Below are 2,160 nucleotides of genomic sequence, written 5' to 3' on the forward strand. Positions count from 1 at the left end.
CGCAGGCACTGTTCGAAGGCCCACAGGGCGTCGCGGGGGGCGGCCTCGACGATCTCCAGCCGCGCCAGCGCCACGCCCCCGGCCTGCCAGGCCGGGGCGTAGGGCAGGTAGGGCGGCGCGATCACCGCCACGGTGGCGCCGGCCGTGGTGAGTCGCGCGAGGGTCGGCAGCAACAGCGCGAGCTCGCCCACGCCATCGGCCGGCAGCAGCAGTTCGGTCAAGGCCCGTCGTGGCCACCCGCCCTGCGGCAGCAGGGCATCGAGGGCGGCATGCCCGGTGGGTTCGCCATCCGCGCGCGGCGCGGCATGGCGGCCGGCATGCCAGAGCGTGCGCGCCGCAAGCATGGCGTCCAGGTCGGGAACGGCGGACAGCGCGGCCATCTCAGCCCTGCCGCACCAGGCCGCAATACACGCCCTCGATGGCGAAGTCCTGCCCGGGATGCACCTCGATCGGGGCATGCGCGGGATTGCGCGGCAGCAGGCGCACGCGCCGCCGCTCGCGCTGCAGGCGCTTGATCGTCAGCTCGCCGTCCACCCGCGCCACCACCGTCTGCCCATCGCGGGCATCGGCGCTGCGGCGGACGGCCACCAGGTCGCCGTCGAGGATGCCGTCGTCGATCATCGAGTCGCCCTCCACCTGCAGCAGGTAGTCGGGCCGCGGCGAGAACACCCGCGGGTCCAGCCAGAGCTGCCGGTCGAGGCCGATGTCGGCGCCGACCGGCACGCCCGCCGCGACCCGGCCGAGCACCTGCAGCGGCAGCAGCTCGACCCCGCCCCCCGGCAGCCGCAGGCCGCGCTTGCGGCCCGGCAATTGCTCGAGCAGGCCGTCGGCGACCAGCGCCTGCACGTGCTTGTGGGCGGCATTGCGCGAGGCGAAGCCGAAGGCCGCGGCCACCTCGGCCAGGCTCGGCGCCCGTCCGGCGGCCAGCTCCCGGCGCAGGAAGGCCAGCACGGCGGCGCGCTGGGGCGGCAGGGTGTCGTCGGTATCCATGGTGTACATTTGTACACCTTACAGTCGCACAAGGCGAGACCGGCGGCCGCCCCAATGCACCGACCCGGACAAGCCCGCGCCCCGGGCCCTGCCTAGACTGGAGGCCCGCCCGCCCCGCCTGCCTGCATGTCCCTGCGTCCCGCCCTGTGCCTGATGACCGCGCTGCTGCTCGCCTGGGCGGCACCGTCGCCGGGCGCGCCGCCGGCGCGGCCGCTCCGCATCCTGTTCGTCGGCAACAGCCACGTCGCCACCCACGACGTGCCCGGCCTGGTGGCCACGCTGGCCGGGCGCCAGGGCGTGGTGCTGGACATCGACCGCCTGGCCACGCCCGGGTATTCGCTCACCGACCATCTTGCCGGCCCTCGCCTCGAAGCGGCGCTCGCCCGTCCCTGGGACTGGGTCGTGCTGCAGCAAGGGCCATCGGCGCGGCCCGCAAGCCGCGCCGAGCTCATCGCCAGCACCCGGGCGATCGCCGCCCGGTTGCGCGGGCGCCCCGTCCGCATCGCCCTCATGTCGACCTGGCCCGACCAGCGGCATCGCCGCGACACACTGGCCGCCGAAGCCAGCTACCGCGAAGCGGCCAGGGCCATCGGCGCCTGCGTGCTGCCCGTGGCCACCGCATGGCGCCATGCCCTCGCTTCCGACGATCCGCCCCGCCTCTACCAGGGCGACCGCCTCCATGCGACGGCGCCGGGCGCGGTGCTGGCCGCACTCGCCATCGTCCCGGCCTTCACCGGCGGCGAGGGCGTGGAACGCTCGATCGACGCCGCGGCGAGCGGCGACGAAGCCCGGGTGCTGCAAGGATTGGCGGCAGCGGCCGCGCGGGCCTACCGCGATGAGCCCCTGCGCTGCCACTGAGGCCGCCGCGCGCAACCGCGACGCCCGCCCGGGAGCCGGGACCCGCTTTGGCTTACCATGCGCCCACGGGCCGTGGCCGGTCGCGCGCCGTGGAAACGCGCGTCGCGATGGCCCGGGCATCCCTCGCCCGGCGGCCGTCCCACCCTTCAAGCCAAGGAAGCCACCATGAAGACGAAGACGCTGTTCGCCACCCTGCTCCTCGCCGCCGCGGGCCTGTGCGCATCGCTCCAGGCCAGCGCCCAGGAGGTGGGCATCCGCAAGGGCGAAGTCACCGCGATCGCCCCGGTCGAGGTCGAGGCGCCGCCGGCGCAG

The 2,160-nt window shown here is 75.4% G+C and carries 2 protein-coding genes and 1 pseudogene; 1 reads left to right on the plus strand and 2 read right to left on the minus strand.

Annotated elements, in window-relative coordinates; translation table 11 throughout:
• Together FKV25_RS03125 and lexA are read right to left on the minus strand one after the other, a co-directional pair.
• Window positions 1-380: pseudogene (locus tag FKV25_RS03125) on the minus strand (translesion DNA synthesis-associated protein ImuA); the annotation flags it as partial.
• Window position 381: 1 nt separating this feature from the next.
• The gene (lexA, locus tag FKV25_RS03130) at window positions 382-990 is read right to left on the minus strand and encodes a transcriptional repressor LexA (RefSeq protein WP_170218495.1); all 609 of its coding nucleotides are present in this window, start codon (window positions 988-990) and stop codon (window positions 382-384) included.
• A 126-nt stretch (window positions 991-1,116) separates the two neighbouring features.
• On the opposite strand from lexA, the gene FKV25_RS03135 reads away from it, so the two are divergent.
• The gene (locus FKV25_RS03135; RefSeq protein ID WP_141517341.1) at window positions 1,117-1,848 is read left to right on the plus strand and encodes an SGNH/GDSL hydrolase family protein; all 732 of its coding nucleotides are present in this window, start codon (window positions 1,117-1,119) and stop codon (window positions 1,846-1,848) included.
• Window positions 1,849-2,160: the final 312 nt, after the last annotated feature.

Origin of the sequence: Marilutibacter aestuarii (assembly GCF_006546775.1) — a bacterium.
GTDB lineage: Bacteria > Pseudomonadota > Gammaproteobacteria > Xanthomonadales > Xanthomonadaceae > Marilutibacter > Marilutibacter aestuarii.